Source organism: Pseudomonas sp. NY8896 (assembly GCF_039634505.1).
Genome location: NZ_CP132351.1, coordinates 133,945 through 147,961 on the forward strand (window position 1 = coordinate 133,945; position 14,017 = coordinate 147,961).

At 57.2% G+C, this 14,017-nt stretch carries 12 protein-coding genes; 7 read left to right on the forward strand and 5 right to left on the reverse strand.

Features of this window, described 5'->3' with window-relative positions; all coding sequences use genetic code 11:
* Positions 1–105: 105 nt before the first annotated feature.
* Entirely contained in the window at positions 106–1,365 is a 1,260-nt protein-coding gene (locus Q9451_RS32210; RefSeq protein ID WP_172688496.1) for a VWA domain-containing protein, read from the reverse strand.
* 200 nt (positions 1,366–1,565) lie between these two features.
* Complete coding sequence (locus tag Q9451_RS32215) at positions 1,566–2,069, reverse strand: TerD family protein (RefSeq protein WP_172688497.1); 504 nt, start codon at positions 2,067–2,069, stop codon at positions 1,566–1,568.
* Between the two features lie 377 nt (positions 2,070–2,446).
* Between Q9451_RS32215 and Q9451_RS32220 the strand changes: the two genes are divergently transcribed.
* The 5 genes from Q9451_RS32220 to Q9451_RS32240 all read left to right on the forward strand — a co-directional run bounded on the left by Q9451_RS32220 (position 2,447) and on the right by Q9451_RS32240 (position 9,000).
* Positions 2,447–3,715, forward strand: coding sequence for a hypothetical protein (locus tag Q9451_RS32220; RefSeq protein ID WP_172688498.1), 1,269 nt, complete (start codon positions 2,447–2,449; stop codon positions 3,713–3,715).
* Positions 3,716–3,741: 26 nt separating this feature from the next.
* The gene (locus Q9451_RS32225; RefSeq protein WP_019437793.1) at positions 3,742–4,593 is read left to right on the forward strand and encodes an SH3 domain-containing protein; all 852 of its coding nucleotides are present in this window, start codon (positions 3,742–3,744) and stop codon (positions 4,591–4,593) included.
* Between the two features lie 8 nt (positions 4,594–4,601).
* Positions 4,602–6,476 (forward strand): hypothetical protein, encoded by a 1,875-nt coding sequence (locus Q9451_RS32230; protein ID WP_172688499.1) that lies wholly within the window; start codon positions 4,602–4,604, stop codon positions 6,474–6,476.
* 9 nt (positions 6,477–6,485) lie between these two features.
* Positions 6,486–7,697: a hypothetical protein gene (locus Q9451_RS32235; RefSeq protein ID WP_172688500.1), complete on the forward strand. Its 1,212-nt coding sequence runs from the start codon at positions 6,486–6,488 to the stop codon at positions 7,695–7,697.
* A gap of 199 nt (positions 7,698–7,896) precedes the next feature.
* Positions 7,897–9,000, forward strand: coding sequence for a hypothetical protein (locus tag Q9451_RS32240; RefSeq protein ID WP_345956212.1), 1,104 nt, complete (start codon positions 7,897–7,899; stop codon positions 8,998–9,000).
* A 666-nt stretch (positions 9,001–9,666) separates the two neighbouring features.
* Here the strand turns inward: Q9451_RS32240 and Q9451_RS32245 are convergent.
* The 3 genes from Q9451_RS32245 to Q9451_RS32255 form a co-directional block, all read right to left on the reverse strand.
* Positions 9,667–9,849 (reverse strand): hypothetical protein, encoded by a 183-nt coding sequence (locus Q9451_RS32245; RefSeq protein WP_065760313.1) that lies wholly within the window; start codon positions 9,847–9,849, stop codon positions 9,667–9,669.
* 202 nt (positions 9,850–10,051) lie between these two features.
* Entirely contained in the window at positions 10,052–10,300 is a 249-nt protein-coding gene (locus tag Q9451_RS32250; protein ID WP_235375612.1) for a hypothetical protein, read from the reverse strand.
* 164 nt (positions 10,301–10,464) lie between these two features.
* Positions 10,465–10,707, reverse strand: coding sequence for a hypothetical protein (locus tag Q9451_RS32255; RefSeq protein WP_172688458.1), 243 nt, complete (start codon positions 10,705–10,707; stop codon positions 10,465–10,467).
* A 523-nt stretch (positions 10,708–11,230) separates the two neighbouring features.
* On the opposite strand from Q9451_RS32255, the gene Q9451_RS32260 reads away from it, so the two are divergent.
* Both Q9451_RS32260 and Q9451_RS32265 read left to right on the forward strand, forming a co-directional pair.
* Complete coding sequence (locus Q9451_RS32260; protein WP_172688502.1) at positions 11,231–12,316, forward strand: sugar diacid recognition domain-containing protein; 1,086 nt, start codon at positions 11,231–11,233, stop codon at positions 12,314–12,316.
* Positions 12,317–12,440: 124 nt separating this feature from the next.
* Entirely contained in the window at positions 12,441–13,586 is a 1,146-nt protein-coding gene (locus tag Q9451_RS32265; protein ID WP_172688503.1) for a glycerate kinase, read from the forward strand.
* Positions 13,587–14,017 lie beyond the last annotated feature (431 nt).

Sequence of the window (14,017 nt, forward strand, 5' to 3'; positions counted from 1 at the left end):
CCATGTGTCCGAGGTCATCGCTCCTAAAACAGAAAACCCGCCATCTAGGCGGGTTTTTTTTTGAAGTGGCGTCCCAGCTAAGACACCGGTGGGTTCTGGGGCGCGCTAGGCGATGATCCCCTTCGCAGAAGCTTCCTTGATCCAGCTCGGGAATTCCTCCATGAGCTGGTCGTAGAGCTGCTCCTCGCTTACCTGGTGTAGGTCATCCAGAGCGAAGAATCCGCAGTTGTCGACCACTCGCCCCTTCATGTCATCAAGCTTTTCCAGGATGCCATAGCCCTGCCCCCCAAGGCCAACGAACTGCCAGTAGAGGGGCAGCTTCGCAGCCTCGGTCATGAGCTTGGTGATCTTCCTGTTCTCGTGTACCCCACCGTCGCTGATGAAGAGAACATAAACGGGCGACCGGTCACCGTCGTTGAGGTAATAGCTGATCACCTGCTCCATCACCCTGGGCTCGTCGTTGATCCGGCTACCAACGTTCCAGTCACGCCAACCGTAATTGTCGGTGTTGATGAAGTCTTGGTAGTTGCTCAGGGTGATCTCGGAGAGCTTTTGCGGCTTTGCTGCAAAGGCCCAGCAGTCAATTGAGCCATCATCATCAAAGTGGACGGCCAGGGGCAGCAGTCTGTTGACCACCTCTTGGACACGCCCCTTGGAATACTGGGAGTTCATGGAGCCCGACGCATCGAGAACCAGCGCAACACGCGCCTTCACATGAGTCAGCTTCGCTTTCTCGAGGCTTACCTGGGCCTTTTTGGCCAGGCTGATCAGTTGCGGAGCCGCGGCCGCCACCTTCTTTTCCAGCGAAATGGTGGCTTGAACGGGGGCTGGCGCAGGGGAACTTGCGGGAGGTGCATCATCAGCAACCTCGCCCCCGAAATGCTTTACCAGGGCGCTGAGCCCTTCGTTGAAGCCTTGGAGATTCGACGCCAAACGCCACTGGCCATCCTTGCGGTAGACGTCTGCTACCATGATGGCCTTCTCCGCGGCGAAGGTGTTGCCAGCGAAGGGGCAGGTGGCAACAACTTGACCGGCCGGGTCCTTGATTACAAAAGATGAGGACTGGATATCGCGCATGGCACCGGCCCCGTCGATTGCCGCGGTAAACACCAAGCGATCGATGGAGGGGGGAAGTCCAGCCAGGCTCAGACTGAACTCTGCTCCAGCTTGCTTCAAGCTGCCGCAAGGGGAGATCGGCTGGTTGAAGAAGATCATGTAGCGATCGTCCGAAAGCTTCCCCGCAGCATCCAGGCCGAAACAGGCGAGGTCGACTGTATGGGGGGAGTTGATCTGGATCGCGAGGGATAGAGACTGGCCCTGAATGAGGTTCGATAGAGGGATACGTTGCCCTTGGCTGATCTGCATTTAGTGCTTCCTTGAGAGTTCTAACGTGCACCAGGTGCTGGAGGGATAGTACCGCGCCCAGGGAGCGCGAGTGGCTCGAATGTGCAGCCTTGAGTTACTGCGCATGCCGAACGATAACGCCGGAGATTGAACAACCAAGCCCCTAGCTAGCCAGGGTGGTTGAACTGGGCTGACACAGGGTAATTGCCGGTGATACCTCTTCAACACCGCCCACCGTAATGCCTCACCAAGGCGGTGAGGTCTTCGTTGAAACCTTGAAGATTCGACGCCAAATGCCAGTGGCCATCCTCGCGGTAGAGATCCGCGACCATGATGGATTTCTCCGCCCCGAAGATATTGCCGGCAAAAGGGCATGTGGCAACGACTTCACCCGTCCGGTCCTTGATTACAAAGGTGGAGGGACGAATATTGCCCATGGCGCCTTCACCGTCGATTGAAGCGGTGAATACCAACCGTTCTATGGATGACGGTAATCCTGAAAGTTTCAGGCTGAACTGTGCACCAACCTGTCTCAAGCTGCCGCAAGGTGAGATGCGTTGGTTGTAGAAGATCAAGTTGCGAGCGTCTGACAGCTTCCCGAAAGCATCCAGTGCGAAACAGGCAAGGTCGACTGTAGGGGATGATTTGATCTGGATCGCGACGGAAAGGGTCCGTCCCTGAATGAGGTTAGACAACTGGATTCGTTGCCCTTGGCTGATCTGCATTGAGTGCTTCCTTGAAAGGTCTAAAGTGCACCAGGTGTTGGACGGGATAGTGCCTCGCCCGGGAACGCGAGTGGCTTGGATGTGCAGCCGTATGCTTTTGCACCTGTAAGACCATAACGCCGAAGATTGAACAACCAAGCCCCTATCTCTCCGGTGTTCCCTCAACCGTGCTCGTAGCGGCACGCTTTGGCTTGAACCGAACAGCAACCCCGTTAGATTCAAATCCAGCTGGTGCGGCCCCCGGGGTACGTTTTTCTGGCGTCAAATTGGTAGCCTGCCTCCGAAGCGGATGGCAAAATGCCATCCATCCCAACGGCCGCCTCTCAGATAACAGGCTCTGTGGCCGCTGGTTCCGTTCTCTGACAAGGACCCGTTGGATGCTTCTCATCGCACTCGTTGTGCTGAATGCCGTCTGCTTGATCAGCGGCCTGCTCTTCAACGCCGAGTTGCTGAACATGGCAGGGGCAGACATTCCCCTCAAGCAGCTCCAAACCCTCGAGATCTACAGTCAAATTTTGGCATCGGCCAGCGTGTGCCTGTTCGCCTGGCGGATGTGCATTTGGGCTCACCGCCGATGGGGAGGAGGTCAATACATCGGTCTCAGCATTGCGCTCAGTACCATAGTTGCAGCTCCAGCAACCTGGTGGATTCAGGGTGAAGCCCCGGACCTGATCGCCGAGAAGTTTCCGGCCAACCTGCGCGTATACAGCCTCTATGCCTACGTGACGAAGAAAGGGTTGCTCTACGACTCACTCCAGATCCCAGGCGTCCCTTACCAAGAGCATCGCGATACGGGCGATGGCAAGGCATTCATTGCGAATCTTGGGGTGTTGATGAGCGTGCAGGGCTCCTACGTAGAAAAGATCGACCAAAACTTCTTCGGGTTCGCAGCAGCAGTTTTCACCGGCTACACAAGGCGAAACGGCGATTGGCTATATGGACGCATCCAAGATGAGGTCGTTCCTCAGATAGAGGATATCGCCAGGACATACGCCAAGCTCGAGGCATTCCGCGCGGCGGGGCTTCCAGGCAATGAGTGGAAACCCATTGCCTGGCCAAAGGCAGGGGAAGAGCTCGGTTACGAGCCTACCCTCGATGACTTTGCCCGGTCCATCAAACCTGGCCTGCGATCTCGCCAGTCCATCTTGAACAGCGCCGAGGTCCGTTATTTCGCCAGGGAAGAAATGGGCCCGCTCTACGTCAATGGCATGGATGTTCTGGCCAGCCGACAGCAGTTCGACAAGTACCTGCCAGGGATAGCCAAGAATATGGCGTTCGATGTGGCTCACACCGACATCCACGGTGAGCAGGGCCTGAACGTCCTGAAGAATATGTGGTTCGTCCCTTGGACATTGATCAGCGGCCTCTTCATGGGCGCCCTCAATCTCGTAGGACTGGTGCTCTCGGCCGTGGAACAGCGCGGGCTTATTCAGGGCCGGAGACGTTTGGTTCGGCTTGGGGCAGTCGTCGTGATCATCATCGTCCCGCTGATCTATGGGAACTCCATCATCCAGTCAGCTGGGTACCGAACCGCATTTCGGAGCATCGAGAAGGGGCCAACCATCATGGCCGGCATTTTCCACTGGGCAATGTCGGCAGAAGCGATGCTCTACGACCTCACCAAACCTCTGCTGAAAGCAGAGTGAGTATCAACAAAAGGGAGAGAAACACTGTGCGTAAGAAGTTCGTCGCGTCGATCCTGGCAGTAGCGATTGCAGCAACCTCCGGTTGTGCAGAAATGGGCATCAGTAAAGAACAGGCCGGTACCGTCCTCGGCGGCCTCGCTGGCGCAGCAATCGGGGCGACCATGGGCAAAGGAAACGGCAAAATTGCCGCAACGATCATCGCGGCAGGCATTGGCGGGTACCTTGGCAACCGAATCGGACACATGCTCGACGAGAAAGACCAACAGGCGCTGGCCCTGCGAACCCAAGAGGTCCTGAGTCAGCCTACCGTTGCTACCCAGCCGGTCACCTGGACCTCAGATCACTCCGGTGCAACTGCCCAAATCACCCAGGGGCAGGAGTACAGCAAGACCAAGACAGTTGAGGTCAAGCGCGCGCCGAAGATCCAGGCAGTCCCTTCGATGAAGCTGATCAACGAAGCGTATGTGACCAAGTCCAGCCTGAATGTCCGAGCAGCTCCGAACCTGAAGGCAGACAAAGTCGGTGGACTGCCAACCAACACTGAATTTACCGCCGTAGGCTCCACCGGTGACTGGATCTTGGTGGGCCGCAAGGGTGTTACGGTTGGCTATGTTCACAAGGACTACGTCGAGCCGAAGGCACAGGCCGTTGCCAAGACTGCTGCACCTGCCGTGAACCTCGATGAAATGAATGTCTCCGCCAGCAAAGAAACCCAGGCGTTCGACCTCGATTCCATCCCGTCCCTCCCCACCGAGCAAGTCGTGGCCGAAACTGCCTGCCGGCCGGTGACTGTGAGTCTCAAATCGGCCAGTGGGCAGGCGGAGCAGCAGCAAAACACCTTCTGCAAACAGGCCAACGGTACCTGGGAACTGATCTGAGGATGACCATGAAGAAGCGCGCGCTCGCGCTGGCAGTGGTTGGAGCTTGCGGCCTACTGCCGCAAGCATTCGCTCACGAGCTGGCCGTCTCGAAAAAAGATCACATCAAGGTAGATGTCCCAGGCGAAGCCTCAAACTGGTGCAAACCCGAAATTGAGCTGACCATTCGACGGCCAGTTTGGGACAACCAAGCGCTCCTGACTGGCCTGGTCGGCAAACTACCAACTGTACTCGCCAATGATTGCCCAGCCGCGAGGGTGACCTGGAGGGCTGTCGATGCAAGCGGCAACCTATACGCCAGCGGATCTGGTACAGCGGCCAATTTAGGCATTGTCACGCTGGCTTCCGCCAAGAAGATATCTTCGCCAGCGGTTCTCCCCAGCAACTCGTCTGTCGAAGCATCTGCATTGGTCGACCAGACGGCTCCACCAACAAACGTTGTGGCTCCCGTGACAAACACGGTGCAGGCGCATGATCAGCTGCCTGAGCAGCAGGATCAAACCGTCCAGCAGCTGCCTCCCCAAACGACGATCGCCGCAGCCCCCTCAGCCCAAATCGAGCAGATTCATTCCGACCCTCAACGCTCATCCGTACCTGCGGCTATTACAGTCACGCCGGCGTCTGACTTTGGCAGGGCACTGGTGCTTGAACATAGCAAACTCACCCAAATCACGGACTCAGGTGGTTGTAAATGGGTGATGAGCAAATCTGTCTTCAACGATGGCGATGGCAGTCTTGCTTTCAGTTCGACGCCAGCGATGCCATGTCCCTCCACAGGATTTGCTCAGGGCTCATTCGAGAAGCTGTCTTGGACAGTTCCGAACACCTACCGTGGAGACAACTGGAGCCGAGTGTTTGTCCACGCCAGCGGTTTGATGTTCAACAAGGACCTGGAGAGTGTGGTTAAGGGCAAAGAGCTCTCCTACCTGAGTCCGGATGCCGATCAAGCGCTATTCCTCCTGGGCGAGATTCCTAGCAGGCAAATGAAGGTCTATCTGGCATTCCAGAGAGGCAACTACCGGGTACTGGGGCCGTTCAATAGCGATCCCTATTACGTTGCGATCACACCCGATGAGTCGTTCGCGCTTGATCCGGTCGACTACAAGAGGGCGGGCAAAGAGGTATTTCAGCTGATCAGGAACAGCTCCCCTTCAACCGTCTCGGTACAGAACTTCTACGTGGCGAAAAGTTTCGCCGCTCTTTTCCCTAAATCAGGTTGGGGAGATGACGCGCAGAAAATCATACGTAACCGCATCGGGGAGAGCCGCGGCCAGTTCTACTTTGACGTGAAGGATGGCTCCAACTGGGCCCTTCAGCGCGAACAGCAACGCTTGCTCGAAGAGCGGCGCGTGCAGCAGCACATGGCAGAACTCCACTCTCGGGTGCTTGATCGCTATGAGCAGCTGAAGGCGGGCATGAAGGACTACGAAGGCAGAGAGGTCGAGGCGCTTGCTCAAATGGCAGGCATCCAGGTCCGCTTCGGATCACCGCTGGCGCTGCAGGACCCAAATTCTTCCAAGAGTGTGGGCTTGATGATGATCCACGTCGTTGGAAAGACAGACGGCAGCTATGACATCGACTTCCCAGCCAAAGGGCGGCTGCTATCGAACCAAACCTTCGAGAAGGAGTGGTATGTGGTGCCAGTGGCAAACCTCACTCCTTTCATGCCGCTGGTTGACGGACGGGCTCTTCCCACGTTCCGCGGCAACCTGCCGGCCGCACCTGAAGCCTGTAAGCAGGACCATTGCGCCGACAAGGTCTCGTTCGGCGCAGTCCTGGCACGTGAATATGGTCCTGACTCAGGGATCGACTTCAACTGGACTCCAGACGTTTCACAGCAGTACGTAAACACCTGGAAAAACGCTTCCGCCCAGCTCCAATAAGGGACCACCATGATGAAATCGATCAAGAAGAAGCACCTTCTCATGGCTTCCATCGCAGCTGCAGTGGTGGCTGTCGGTGGTGTTACTGCCATCCTCTCCAGTTCAGGGAAGAAGACGGCACTTAGCTACTACGACAGCTTCAAAGAGCGTTACTACCTGCAGGACGTCCTTTCCGAAGGCGAGATTTCATACTCCGTCTTCTCCGGCAACTTGACCGTTAAAAATCCAGAAGTCCGCCTCGCAGCGGTCCAAACCAACGGTGCTGAGCAGTTCCTTCAGGGCTTGCGCGGCCTTTTTGAAACGGCGATTGGCCGGTCGAGCGAAGAAGGCCTGATGGGGTGGACCAAGTACCAGATGCTGTCCACTACCGGCCGCAACGCCGCGGGCGTCTACCTAAAGGCGGATGCGCTGAAGATCAACCACTCCGGCGACAGCAAGGACGGTGAGATTCACGTCCAATTGCTGGGAATGGAAATGGCAAACCCCTTCATCTCCCGCAGAGGGGCCGAAGTCGTTCTGGTGAGCGACCTGGCTGCCGACAACGAATGGGCACCTGCAGAGACTGCCAGCAGCGAAGTCAAGTTGCCTTATTCCTGGGGCACCAACATGGCAGTGCGTAGCCCGGTCACAGGTGCCTTCATCGTTGGTGCAACCGGAGACTTTGGCACCAAGGTCGACCTCGACTTCTACATCCAGCGTAGCGACGATGGGGCGGGCTCCATGAGGTTCGTGGTGACCCACCGCAATGACGGCAGCGAGGTTGGGCAGATCGTTCGTGAGGCGGAGTTTGCTTTCCTTCCTGAGCTCGACGAGGTGCAGACTTTGCTCAGGAATACCCTGAGCAGCTTCATCATTGGGGCCTACAGCTCTTTGACCGGTCAGTCCGTCCTGTTGGACGCAGTCAGCAAGTTTGCGCTCCATACCAAGGTCGAAGACTACTCGGTGACCTTTAAGGGCTTCTCTTCGATCAAGGACGCCTTTGATTCCTACCAGGCAAACGCCGGCAAATCGCAGTTCGATGCGTTCTGCCAAGCAGCTGGCCTATCGACTTGGCAAAGTGACTTCGGGGCCAAAGCGAGAGAACACAGCGACAGCGAATGCGCAATCGCACGCAAGCTAGTCGAAGAAGGTAAGTTCGAAGAGCACTACAAGTTCAGCGAAGGAAAGCCCCTCTACGCCTCTCTCTTCGTGGGCCGGTCCTACGAACTCGACGCCAACTGATCCTCCTGCAAGCAGCCCGGAGGAACCGGGCTGCGATCTCTTCTCTCGACGTGCTTACGGCACAATCACCCCGCCGGCATCATCGCCGAACTGCCACTGGCAAAGCACAGCCCTGTCATTCCCTTCAGCTTGCCTGAAGCTGGGATAAGTCAAGGTGCTGTTATGCTGTGCCCCTGTAATTCATCAAATGATCGATGCCATGACTACGGAAACTCGGAGCAGGACCACTCTCATCTCGGTAGGTAAGCAACTCCATGCCTCCCCTCAAACCGGACAGGACCGCGCCTGTCTTGTTCGCCAGAGCGATGGGACAGAACGCTTAGCATTGATCCAGCTTGTAACCTCCAAGCAGCAAGGATCACTGCACAGAGGGGCAGAATTCTTCCGCGTTTCGTTTCGATTCGTAGGGGATGATTCAGATCCGGACTGCCAGTACCACCTCGATCAGAACACCGTGTGGTGTGTCATCGACCACAAAGACTGCCAGATCGTATTTGGCCCCACCGAAGGCATTGAGATCAGACAGCCGGGGCTGGGCATTGGCTCCTACCTCATGGCGCAACTCATCCGCCTAATCCAGCAGTCGGAGATGCGTGGCAACTACCAGGTCCAGGCGGTACACCTTCCCATCGGGGCACAGAGCAAGGTCAAACCAGAGGATGCACGGGCTAACGACGCGCGGATCGAGACATTCCTGACTCGGGTTGGGTTCTACGTCTCACCAGCTGCTGGACAGAAGGTGATTGGGGTGCGGCGTGCCCAAGACCTCCGCCCTTGGTGGAACCAACAGAAAGTCAGTTTCTTGTCCTTCCCCAGTTTCGTGGAGTTGGCCGCGAGGTGGCAACGAGAGAAAAACCAGTCTGAGAAAGCCGTCGAGGCGGCACAGCGCATTGTTGAAGGCGCCCACCTGCATGCCTCCGAACTTCAAAACGCGCATGCTGAAGAGGTCGCATCTCTCGAATCTAAGATTGAGCAACTGGAAGGAACGGTGAGTTCGCAAGAAGAACAACACGCAGCGTTCATTCGCGAGTTACTGGAGAAGCAGGCAGAAGAAACTCAAGGCCTGCGTAGGCAGATTGAAGAAATCCAGAAGATGCACAGCCAGATCGAAGATCGGGTTACAACCCTGAACCCTGCACGGCACTCCGTCGGGGATTCGTTGGAGGCCCGGGCGGAATCTGACACCCAGCTGCAAAGAAGTTTGACAATCAGCTTGGCCCCGGCCCTCATGAAGCTCCTCTGGGCAGCTTTAGCGCTTTCCGCGTTTGCCTTGGGTGCTGGCGCGCTGACCAACCACCTCTAATCAGGTCACCGTATGAACGCAATAGACGCTACACCTCCGGACGACTTCCCGGAACAAGTCATCATGATGGACAAGGACTAAGCGAAAAGGCATCCCGGCAAAGCCTTCTTCCTCAGGATCAAGGTGGAAGCAGGGATCGAGCATGTCGACCTCGATAACGCTGTGACCCCGCGCGAGGCCCGGCGAATGACGATATCCCAAGGCTACGCCCCAACGCATTGGATGACTGTTGGTGATCTCCGGCCGACGCGATTTTATTAAGCATCCTGGAAACAGGGCAGAGGAGCGGCCGAGGGGGGCAGACGGTTTAAGAGAGTGGACCGGAATTTCATGAGCGCTCCCATCAGCCGCAGTGGAACTGGTGACAACCGCCGGCCTCGGTACACTGGCCTGAAATAAAACACAGGCCTCCGGCAATGTTCGATCTTGCCCACTCCCTAGCCCAGGAATTCGCCGACCAAGCGATGGCCATCCCTCCGCGCATGGCACATCGCATTCGAATAGGGTTGATTTAGCAACGCCCTGCAAAGGCCAACCAGCTTCGTGGCCTGGTCGCAAAGTACCGCCTGATTGCACCAAAAGAACTGGGTGCACTGCGACGCGCCATCGGGCAGGAAGCAACCGGTCCTTCAGCGTGTCGAACTGCCCTTCGATGAGGTTGGCCTGCTATTCAGTCGCTGCAAATGGTGGCTTTACTGCCAGCGAGGGCCCGACCAAGAGCTCTTGCTCAGCAGCGATAAGTTCATCTTTTTCATCCTGGCCCAAAGCATCCCACTGATTGAACTCATCAGCCTCAGCGTTCCAGCGATTCGCGGCGATTTGAGCAATGCTCGTAAGGTCAGTGTTCATGGGCGTTTTCCGTGATTAAAACGTGATATTTCAGAGGTCAATCAGACCGGACTTGATTGCCTTCCAGTGAATCAATGCGACAACTCCACCGGACAGCAGAATAAAAGAGAGAAAATACTCAGCGATAAAAAGGGCTTTCACGGCGCCAAGCATTGCGCAGACTGCCACCGTCAAATGACAGTGTTGGGGACGAAACCTCATCTCAAATCCTCGATTCATGGGCTGTCTCATAAACACTGTTCAAGTGCGCTGCATTCATCGCCTCGGACCACTGCTGGCATCTAAATCGCCAGCTTTTATCCTTCTTCCAAGATTTGTCAGATGAGCCGCAGACAGCGGCAAGCCCTGGGTCATTTATCAATGACTCGCCAATCGGATCACCAAAATTAGCGCTCGCCCCACTGAAAACAACCAGACAAGTGAAAGCAACCCCTGCGATCCACTGAACCATGACACGCACCTCTTTGATTGCTCGGACGCGAAGGAGCGTCCCTTCCTACGACCTCGGCCCAACGTTTGACGGCTGGGCTTGGGGTGCACCTGGGCGGCAGATCAGCCGCATTTTTCCTACCCACGTCCAAGCTTTTTAGTAGTGAAGTAGCCTGTCGTTATTTCCTAAGTAGCCAGGCTGGCAGCTGCGGCCTGGTCGTTGAGCTGTTTTGCCAGGGCCTCACCGGCCTGGGTCAGGTCGTAATCACCGCACGCGTAAGCCACTAGCCCGCGCTTCAACAGCGCCTCACACGTGCGAACCCGTGCGGCGTGGGACAACGGGCCATGTACGCCAAAGTCATCCCAACCCCAACCCTTGCCGAGCTTCCGCAACACGTCCTGCATCGGTTCACTGAGCTTGTTGGTCATTGGCGTATTCCTCGGTACTCGTTATGGGGTCAAAGTCTCACGGGTAGCAGGAAACGCAAGGCCATGATCTGGCCTAAATCAGCGTGCCACCAGGTGGCTCAGCGAAATATGTTCATAGGATAACGGCCATAGTAGAAATCCCAACTCAGTTCCGACATTTTCCCACACTCCAGCAGCTTGCAGCCGCTCGGGCATGCGCCCGGTGACGGATGTAACGCGGATCAGATGACGGAATTGACCAGGGCGAAAGGATGCAGCTCGGCCGGTGGCCATGCGGGACTCTCTGTCAGGATTGGCTGGGGATCGAGGTCGATCCTGAGAGAGTGGGAAGCGGGCCTCCTGATCAGCATATCAGCAGGCCCGGCGAGGTGTTCACGGAAAAGCATGAGCGCTCCCATCAGCCGCGGTGGAAGTATTGCGACTTCCTCAGGGACTCTGGGCCCCGAGCAATGATTTTCCGAAAAGCTGGTGGCAACCGCCGGCCTCGGTACACTGGCCAGAAATAAAACACAGGCCTCCGGCAATGTTCGATCTTGACCACTCCCTCGCCCAGGAAATCGCCGACCGAGCGATGGCCATCCTTCCGCGCAACGTGAATGTGATGGACAGCCAGGGCTTGATCATTGGGACAGGGGAGGCTGAGCGCCTCTATACCCGCCACGAAGGGGCCCAACTGGTCCTCGCCAACAATAGGGCTGTGGAAATCGACAGCGCAGCTGCTAGCGCTCTCAGAGGCGTTCAGGAAGGGGTGAACCTTCCACTGTGCCTGGATGGCCAGCTGATCGGCGTCATCGGCGTGTCCGGGGAGCCCGAGGAGGTCCGCACGTTCGCTGAGATGGTACGAATGACCGCTGAAATGTTGGTGGCCCAGCGCAACGACCAGCAGCACCAGATTTGGCTCCAGAAACGGACTGAAGATGTTCTGTCTGCCATCCTCCTTTCCGGCCAGTCTGCTCAACGTGCCATCGTTGAGGCCCAGCGATTGGGTCTGAAACCTGATCTTCGTCGGACGGCAATCCTCCTCGAGCTGGCCAACCCATCCGACATTGAGCAGGTCACCAGATGGATTCAGCACCAGGTAGCCGACGCCTGGTGCGTTCCGTTGCATGCATCAGGCCTGGTCTGGTGCCCACCTCGCACTGTTCCACCGGATTTTCGTGAGCGGGTAACTCGCGCCGGCATTTCACTCAGCAGGGTGGCGATCGGCACCCCAAACATCGAAACCGGATCTCTGCGCTCTGAGGTTGAGCAGCTATCTGACTTGATGGCCTACGCCCAAGCGAAGATCCCAGATATCCAGTGGCTTGATCTGGCCGCTCACAGAATTCCGGTCGCAGTGTGGCGGCATCGTTCCGAGGATGGATTTCGGCAGCTGGCTGAGCCTTACCTCTCCCTGCAGCAAGAGGATGGTAATGGCCAGCTACGTAAGACATTGAAGTGCTGGGTGGAGCACGGAAGTGATGGCCAAGCCTGTGCAGAGGCACTGAATATCCATCGGAACAGCCTACGTTACAGACTGGAGAGAATCGCCGATATCACCGGATTCGACCTCGCATCCCCCAAGGGCATCACTGAACTCTATCTGGCCATGATCCTGGCTGCGGAGTAGGGCTTCGTGGGCCTTGTGAAATTGCACAAAAGACCGTCATAAAGTCTGTGATTCCCACCTACCTGCCGCGCACCTGAAGCAGGAACAATCCCCTCAAACAACAGCTTGGCCCGAGGGGAACTGCATGAAAGTCGTGATCGCACCGGATTCGTTTAAAGAAAGCCTGTCAGCAGAGCTCGTGGCGGAAGCCATTGCCCTGGGAGTACGAGATTCGGCTCCTGACGCTGAAATCGTATGCGTGCCGATGGCAGACGGAGGGGAGGGCACCGTCGACGCGGTCCTGGCTGCCACCAGGGGTGAACGCCGGTTCAGCCGCGTCCGTGGACCACTTGGGGCAGAGGTCCAGGCAGCCTGGGGGTGGTTGAGCGAATCCCGCACGGCGGTGATCGAAATGGCGGCTGCCAGTGGCATCCACCTGGTCGCGCCCGCCGCCCGCGACGTGACGCTCGCATCCACCTTCGGCACAGGTCAACTGGTCCTGCAGGCTCTGAACGCCGGCGCGCAACGGATCATCATGGGGTTCGGAGGTAGCGCGACCAATGATGGCGGTACCGGAATGTTGCGAGCGCTTGGAGCCAAGTTTCTGGACTCAGCCGGCGATGAGCTCGAGGAGGGTGGACTGGCGCTCAATGCCCTTCGGCGGATCGACCTCAGTAGCTTGGATGAAAGGCTACATAAAGTCCGGATAGATGTTGCCTGTGATGTCGACAACCCACTCACCGGGCCGAAAGGGGCCTCTCACGTTTTCGGCCCACAGAAAGGTGCATCACCTGATCAGGTCCTGGCTCTGGATGAAGCATTGGCCGCGTATGCCGACATCGTGGCAGAGCAGCTCCAGGAAGACGTTCGTGACTTCCCCGGGGCTGGCGCTGCTGGAGGTATAGGCTTCGCTGCAAAGGCATTTCTCCAGGCAGAATTCAGGCCCGGCGTTCAGCTGATCGCAGATCTGTCTGGGCTGAGCCTGGCAGTTCAAGGAGCTGACTTGGTGATCACGGGCGAAGGCAAACTGGACGAGCAAACGCTATATGGGAAAACCCCTGCTGGGGTAGCTGCTATCGCAGCTGCTGCAGGAGTTCCGACTGTAGCGATCGCCGGCACGTTGGGAGCCGGGTATCAGCGGCTGCGCAACATTGGAATTGTTGCAGCCTTCTCCATCACTCCTGGCCCAATGACTCTGGAGTCCGCGTGCGCTGACGCAGCGATGCTGCTACGTCATCGAGCTGCGGACGTGGTGCAACTGTGGAAGGTAGCCAGAGTAGGGGTGTCCTGATGGACCCCTCCTCAGTCCCAAGGCCTAATTCTGGTGTGGAAGCCGCGAATTGGGATGGTAGCGGGCAGGAGGGGCAAGGCCTAAATAGGGCCTGGCCCCAAGGTGGTCTGCCCTTGGTTGCGCGCCTCGACTTTCGCCCAGGCTTCGAAGCTTGACTCAGTGTGGCCGCAATGCCGGCATTGATACCCATCATTGCGGCCACTGGGGTCAGAGTCGCACTCGTGGAACTCCATCGCCGTGAAGTGGCACGTGGGCACCGGCTCGCCTCTGGACGCATTTATCGGCTGAACATAGTCGGCCAAAAGCAGCGCGTATCGGGCGTTGTCTTCAGGGGGAATGATTGGTTCTCTCATGGGAAATAGGTCTCCTTCATAGCCAAGCGAAGGCCTGCTCGAATGACATGTTCGGTCGCCGAGGCGGCCCTCACGCGG

What these genes read in the sequence shown, in the direction of transcription:
- Q9451_RS32210 (WP_172688496.1), bottom strand. Translation starts at nt 1,365, where the DNA reads ATGCAGATCAGCCAAGGGCAACGTATCCCTCTATCGAACCTCATTCAG.
- Q9451_RS32215 (WP_172688497.1), bottom strand. Translation starts at nt 2,069, where the DNA reads ATGCAGATCAGCCAAGGGCAACGAATCCAGTTGTCTAACCTCATTCAG.
- Q9451_RS32220 (WP_172688498.1), top strand. Translation starts at nt 2,447, where the DNA reads ATGCTTCTCATCGCACTCGTTGTGCTGAATGCCGTCTGCTTGATCAGC.
- Q9451_RS32230 (WP_172688499.1), top strand. Translation starts at nt 4,602, where the DNA reads ATGAAGAAGCGCGCGCTCGCGCTGGCAGTGGTTGGAGCTTGCGGCCTA.
- Q9451_RS32235 (WP_172688500.1), top strand. Translation starts at nt 6,486, where the DNA reads ATGATGAAATCGATCAAGAAGAAGCACCTTCTCATGGCTTCCATCGCA.
- Q9451_RS32240 (WP_345956212.1), top strand. Translation starts at nt 7,897, where the DNA reads ATGACTACGGAAACTCGGAGCAGGACCACTCTCATCTCGGTAGGTAAG.
- Q9451_RS32245 (WP_065760313.1), bottom strand. Translation starts at nt 9,849, where the DNA reads ATGAACACTGACCTTACGAGCATTGCTCAAATCGCCGCGAATCGCTGG.
- Q9451_RS32250 (WP_235375612.1), bottom strand. Translation starts at nt 10,300, where the DNA reads ATGGTTCAGTGGATCGCAGGGGTTGCTTTCACTTGTCTGGTTGTTTTC.
- Q9451_RS32255 (WP_172688458.1), bottom strand. Translation starts at nt 10,707, where the DNA reads ATGACCAACAAGCTCAGTGAACCGATGCAGGACGTGTTGCGGAAGCTC.
- Q9451_RS32260 (WP_172688502.1), top strand. Translation starts at nt 11,231, where the DNA reads ATGTTCGATCTTGACCACTCCCTCGCCCAGGAAATCGCCGACCGAGCG.
- Q9451_RS32265 (WP_172688503.1), top strand. Translation starts at nt 12,441, where the DNA reads ATGAAAGTCGTGATCGCACCGGATTCGTTTAAAGAAAGCCTGTCAGCA.